The following is a 5,143-nucleotide window of genomic DNA, read 5'->3' on the forward strand; positions in this document are numbered from 1 at the left end:
GGTACCAAATAAATACAAGTATATGATGGGACGTAATTGCGTATCTTGTCCGCGCTTATGGCTTGCTACCGAGGCAGCCACCAAGACAAATACCAGTACTGGTGCAACGGCTTTTAAAGCCCCTACAAACAGGCTACCTAACAAGCTAAACGAGAGCGCCAATTCGGGCGCTACAGTGGCGAGGAGACTACCCAAGACAATACCAATAAGGATCTGCATTACCAGACTACCTTGAGTAATAAATCGAATAAGTGTGTTTGACTGTGGTTTCATGCTTCTTTCTATCCTTCTTTGAAGCTATATAATTGGTCAGTGCGTAACCATATAGAATGAAAAACCAATTTCAAGTCAAAAATCGAGATTATATTGAGCCATCACAAAAAAAATTCAAATAACTAGCATTAAACCACTATTGTTCATAAGTTTTTTAGCATTGACTGCTAATAAAAATTTTTACAGCCCGAGGAACATTTATTTCTTAGCGAATAGGCAACATAAGCTCTCGAAGCCATCTGAGTGGTAAAACAGCAATAATTGCGGTGAGCGGACATAAAAACGAGATAATGTTCACACTTCAAGCCAATTAGCCGAATAACTCGGCAAAATGCTGAAAAACTAACTCACCAACTTCAACGCCATCACACTCATGCATACCAAGTTCATCATTGCCCACTGCCTTAAACGAAGACGTTCTGCTCACGACCACCAGCCAAGTAGCATGCTAAATACCTTCATGCTGGCTAGACTCACCACGCAAAACGCTGAGAAACTAACTGACTAGCTTGAGGGCCACCACACTCATGCACACTAGGCTCATCATTGCCCATTGCCTTAAACGAGGACGTTCTGCTAACAACCACCAGCCGAGTAGCATGCTAAATACCATCATGGTACTGAGGATCGCAGCGGCAATCGCTAAAGGCCCCAAGGTCATAGCGTAGGCATAACAACCCGTCCCCAGCGCGGTAGGTGAAGCAAATACTAGGATCTGTCTAAAGCGAGACCAAGAAATACGCTGAAAGCCGGGCTTAGCACTTACTCGTCCTCTAGCTAGGGCGAATAGCATGGCCATTAAGCCAATGCTCGCCTCCCACGCATAACCGACCAAAAATGGATGAGAAGCGCGCGACATCCCCGCCACTAATATCAGCGCATAACTCATTAAGCTACCATAACCGGCACTGGCTAAAATGCCGCTAAGCGGGCGATAATCGGAAGAAGTCAAAGGTGTACCACGGCGTTGGCTAGCACCTAATAACAATACCATAGCCAAAGTCACCGCCCCCATCAGCCATTGCTGAGGGCTAAGTCGCTCATCGAGAAACACTTGACCAAGCAAGGCCACAAATAGCGCAGTGAAAGCCATAGATAAGGCGCTAGCGATGCCCACAGGCAAACGAACAAAGGCAATGGCATTGGCCCAATTGGCTAATGCCGCCAAACTAGCCGCCAGCAGCAACTGCCCTACTAATCCAGAAAACTCAACAAAGGCAGACTGAGGTACCAGCAGCAACAAGGGTGACATGCTAATTAGCAAGCTCAAGCCTCGATAGGCCACCGAGCTTAGTCGGTCAGATTGGCGGTAAACCTTGGCCATTAATACCCCTTGCAGGGCATAGGCAAAGGTTGCAGTTAAGGCGATAACAAAAAACACGGCTTAGTCCTCAGCATATTTGCCCCAAGCCTACGCAATTATAATTTGTCAGACAAGCGCTTAACCACGCTTGTTAATAGCGCAACGAAAAATCATTAGCAACAAGTAGTTTAAGCGCCACTTAAAGCAGACCAAGAAGTAAGTTTAGGCGCTACCGCTAAGCCACACTCGAACAAAACTAAAGTGACACGCTACCAGCATGCAGCAACGGATTATTTACTCACTTCCAAAGTCTGACTTTGCTTCGCTTTAGGCTTAGCTTTAACCGCTTTCTGAACAGGCTGGCTTTTTCTCCAAAACGGCAAACTAGCCTGTGCCATAGCTTGTTGCCGCGTAACCCCAATATCACGCAGCGTGGCATCACTCAAATACCTCAGCGCTCTTCTGCTGCGGCTTAAGGCTCGATATTCAGCCACCTTGGCATGTAGGCGAGTTATAACGGTAGCGACTTGGCTGGCAATTAACATGCGCTTACTCCTGTTAAGCGAAATGACCATTCCAGCTTAAGTTGGCGCCGCGCCTCATTACAGATTCAAAAATATTATTTTTGTCCGATACAGACAGCCAATATCGGCAACTGTACTGGCTTAAGACGAACAATCTGTACCGCTAACTAGCAAATATTTTTCATCTGTATATGAATGTGCTACTACTAGGCCATGTTTTTGCGCAGGAATCGCGATGACCCTCTATCAACAATTTGCTGAAGAACTCAAACAGCAAATCCAACAAGGTTACTACCCGGTGGGACAAAAGCTGCCCTCAATTAGAGCCATGAGCCAGTTGCGTGGAGTAAGTATTTCTACGGTACAAGAAAGCTATCGACTATTAGAAGATGCTGAGCTGGTATACAGTAAACACAAATCGGGTTATTACGTAAAATCACCATTAAAAACAGCGCCCCTACCCGAGCTAAGCCAACCTGAACAGCGCCCAGTGCTGATAGATAACTGGCAAGAAGTTCTCGCGCTAACCATGACCGAATCAAGCCAACGCTTTTTAGCCTTGGGGCGAGGCTCTCCCGATACCAGCTTTAGTACCTTAAAACCCTTACAGCGCTTGATGAACGAAAACATCAAGCAACAAAGTAAGCAGGTTTTTAGCTGCGCCAAAGGCAATGGTTTATTAAAGCTACGTGAGCAAATCGTTCGGCTAATGCAACACTCTGGTTGTCAGGTGCACCCCGACAATATTCAAATCACCGCAGGCTGTCAGGAAGCCTTGTCATTAAGCTTAAAAGCCTTAACTCAACCCGGCGATATTGTCGCCATAGACTCACCAAGCTTTTATGGCTCGATGCAGGCGATTCAATCAAATCAGCTAAAAGTATTAGAAATTCCCACCCATCCGCAAAATGGCATTAGTTTACCGGCCTTAGAATTAGCCTTAGAGCAGTGGCCAATTAAGGTATTGCAGCTGATCCCCAGCTCTAATAACCCACTTGGCTACATCATGCCGGAGAAAAATAAACTAAAACTGTTAGCGCTGGCCGAAAAATACGATTTCGCGATTATTGAAGATGACATTCTAGGCGATACGGTATACCACTATCCTAGACCTCGCAGCTTAAAATCTTACGATAGCCAACAGCGGGTACTATTTTGCTCGTCTTTTTCTAAAACCATTGCTCCCGGTTTGCGACTGGGGTGGGTGGCTCCTGGTCGCTATAGCACCATGCTCACTCACTTAAAATTCGTCAGCTCCTTGGGGTCTGCCAGCTTGCCACAATTGGCGGTTGCCGACTTTATTGAACAAGGCTATTACGATAAGCACTTACGCCTAAGCAAACAGCATTATCAAGCGCGCCGAGACATCATGCTGCATTGGGTACAGCGTTACTTGCCCGAACAAACCAAAGTGAGTTTTCCTCAGGGCGGTTACTTTTTATGGCTGGCCTTACCGGAAGGAATCGACAGCTTTCAGCTAAATCAACACTTACGCCCCTACCACATCGGCATTGCCGCGGGCAGCCTATTTTCAGCCTCAGGCAAGTATCGTAACTGCTTACGTTTAAGTTATGCTAATTCTCCTACTGAAGCAGTTGAACAGGCGATAAAAATCCTTGGCCAACAAGCCCAGTTACTTTTGCGGCAAAGCGACTAAAGCCACTAGTAGCACAGCAGCTTAACTTGCATAATACTCTCCTCGGTTAACTGAAGAGTGTTCTATGCAACGTGTATTAGTTAGCGGCTTAAACGGCCGCCTTGCTCCTTATCTAAAACAAGCCTTAGAGGCGCAAGCTATAGAGGTTATCGGCTTTGATCGCCAACAGCTGGACATTACCCAACGCCAGCAGCAATTGGCCTTTATCAAAACCCAGCAAATCGATACTATTTTCCACTTAGCCACTGGCCCAGAAAGCTGGCTGGCGACGCTGGCGAGCATTGCCCACGAGCTCGACATTCCACTGCTGTTTACTAGCAGCGAAAGCGTATTTAACCCCGAGAGCACTGGCCCGTTTAGCCCAGAGCATCCAGCCGATGCAGTCAACGATTATGGCCGCTATAAAATCGCCTGCGAACAAGCTGCGCTTGAGGCCAATCCTAATACCATTATTGCTCGACTTGGGTGGCAGATGTTCGACAACTTCGAGCGCGATAATCTGCTGACCCACGTTCGAGACATGCACGATAACCAGGGTTATTTAGAAGCGAGCACCCAATGGCTACCAGCGGTGGCTTATGTTGAACACAGCATGCAGTGCTTAATAGACTTAGCCAAGCAAGCTAAAGCCGGTATTTATCATGTTGGTGGTAACGAGCAAGGGCTTTCGTTTTACCAACTGGTGCAGCTTATTAATCAAAAATACCAGCTTAATTGGGATATTCGTCCCGGCTCACAACCGCAGCGCGATGGGCGCATTATTGACTCGCGAGTGCCCTGTAAAAGTATTGACGAACAACTAAAAACCTAAACACCGGCACTTAGCACTTGCTTTAGCCATATACATCAGTATGTTGCGCAAGTTAACTATTTTTGAAGGCACTATTTCCATGACATCACTTAAAGTTATTGTTGGTTCGCGTAATCCGGTTAAGGTACGCGCGGTAGCCAAGGCGCTAGCGCTGTACTATCCCAATGCCGATATCGACTGCCAAGGGGTAGATGCCCCTTCGCAAGTCCCCGAACAACCAATTAACAGCCAGCAAACACGCGACGGCGCGATTAATCGGCTGCGCTTTTGCCAACAGCAGCACCAAGCCGACTTTTATGCAGCCATCGAAGGAGGCGTAGACTTATTTGAAGATGGCCCCGCCACCTTCGCCTATGTGGCCGTTGCCAACCCGCAGCAACTCGCGGTGGGCCGCAGCGCTAACATGCCGCTACCGCCTTCGGTTTTTCAAGCGCTTAAGCAAGGCGCAGAACTTGGCCCCTTGATGGATGAACTATTTAATACCACTAACATTAAACAAAAAGGCGGCGCCATAGGTCTGCTCACCAATGGCTTAGCCAGCCGCGAAGATAACTATCTACATGCGCTGATCTTAA

At 47.2% G+C, this 5,143-nt stretch carries 6 protein-coding genes; 3 read left to right on the forward strand and 3 right to left on the reverse strand.

The features are described from left to right. The 3 genes from ACQY6Q_RS18320 to ACQY6Q_RS18330 form a co-directional block, all read right to left on the reverse strand. Positions 1-273 (reverse strand): cation:dicarboxylate symporter family transporter (locus ACQY6Q_RS18320; protein WP_427983644.1); only part of this gene is annotated, 273 nt, incomplete at its 3' end. Between the two features lie 496 nt (positions 274-769). Further along, positions 770-1,654 (reverse strand): EamA family transporter, encoded by an 885-nt coding sequence (locus ACQY6Q_RS18325; RefSeq protein WP_427983646.1) that lies wholly within the window; start codon positions 1,652-1,654, stop codon positions 770-772. A gap of 212 nt (positions 1,655-1,866) precedes the next feature. After that, a complete protein-coding gene (locus ACQY6Q_RS18330; protein ID WP_427983648.1) occupies positions 1,867-2,121 on the reverse strand; it encodes a DUF1127 domain-containing protein in 255 nt (84 codons plus the stop codon). A gap of 214 nt (positions 2,122-2,335) precedes the next feature. Here ACQY6Q_RS18330 and ACQY6Q_RS18335 point away from each other — a divergent pair, with 214 nt between their 5' ends. The 3 genes from ACQY6Q_RS18335 to yjjX all read left to right on the forward strand — a co-directional run. Continuing rightward, on the forward strand, positions 2,336-3,757 hold the full coding sequence (locus ACQY6Q_RS18335; RefSeq protein ID WP_427983650.1) for a PLP-dependent aminotransferase family protein: 1,422 nt from the start codon (positions 2,336-2,338) through the stop codon (positions 3,755-3,757). 64 nt (positions 3,758-3,821) lie between these two features. Beyond that, on the forward strand, positions 3,822-4,568 hold the full coding sequence (locus tag ACQY6Q_RS18340; protein WP_427983652.1) for a sugar nucleotide-binding protein: 747 nt from the start codon (positions 3,822-3,824) through the stop codon (positions 4,566-4,568). Positions 4,569-4,647: 79 nt separating this feature from the next. Then, positions 4,648-5,143, forward strand: a 496-nt coding sequence (gene yjjX, locus ACQY6Q_RS18345; protein WP_427983654.1) for an inosine/xanthosine triphosphatase, incomplete at its 3' end; no start/stop codon positions are given.

This window comes from Agarivorans sp., assembly GCF_050295395.1.
In the GTDB taxonomy this organism is placed as follows: Bacteria; Pseudomonadota; Gammaproteobacteria; order Enterobacterales; family Celerinatantimonadaceae; genus Agarivorans.

Bases quoted from the DNA above. Each gene is read 5' to 3' on its own strand.
- ACQY6Q_RS18330 (WP_427983648.1), bottom strand. From the start codon at position 2,121: ATGTTAATTGCCAGCCAAGTCGCTACCGTTATAACTCGCCTACATGCC.
- ACQY6Q_RS18335 (WP_427983650.1), top strand. From the start codon at position 2,336: ATGACCCTCTATCAACAATTTGCTGAAGAACTCAAACAGCAAATCCAA.
- ACQY6Q_RS18340 (WP_427983652.1), top strand. From the start codon at position 3,822: ATGCAACGTGTATTAGTTAGCGGCTTAAACGGCCGCCTTGCTCCTTAT.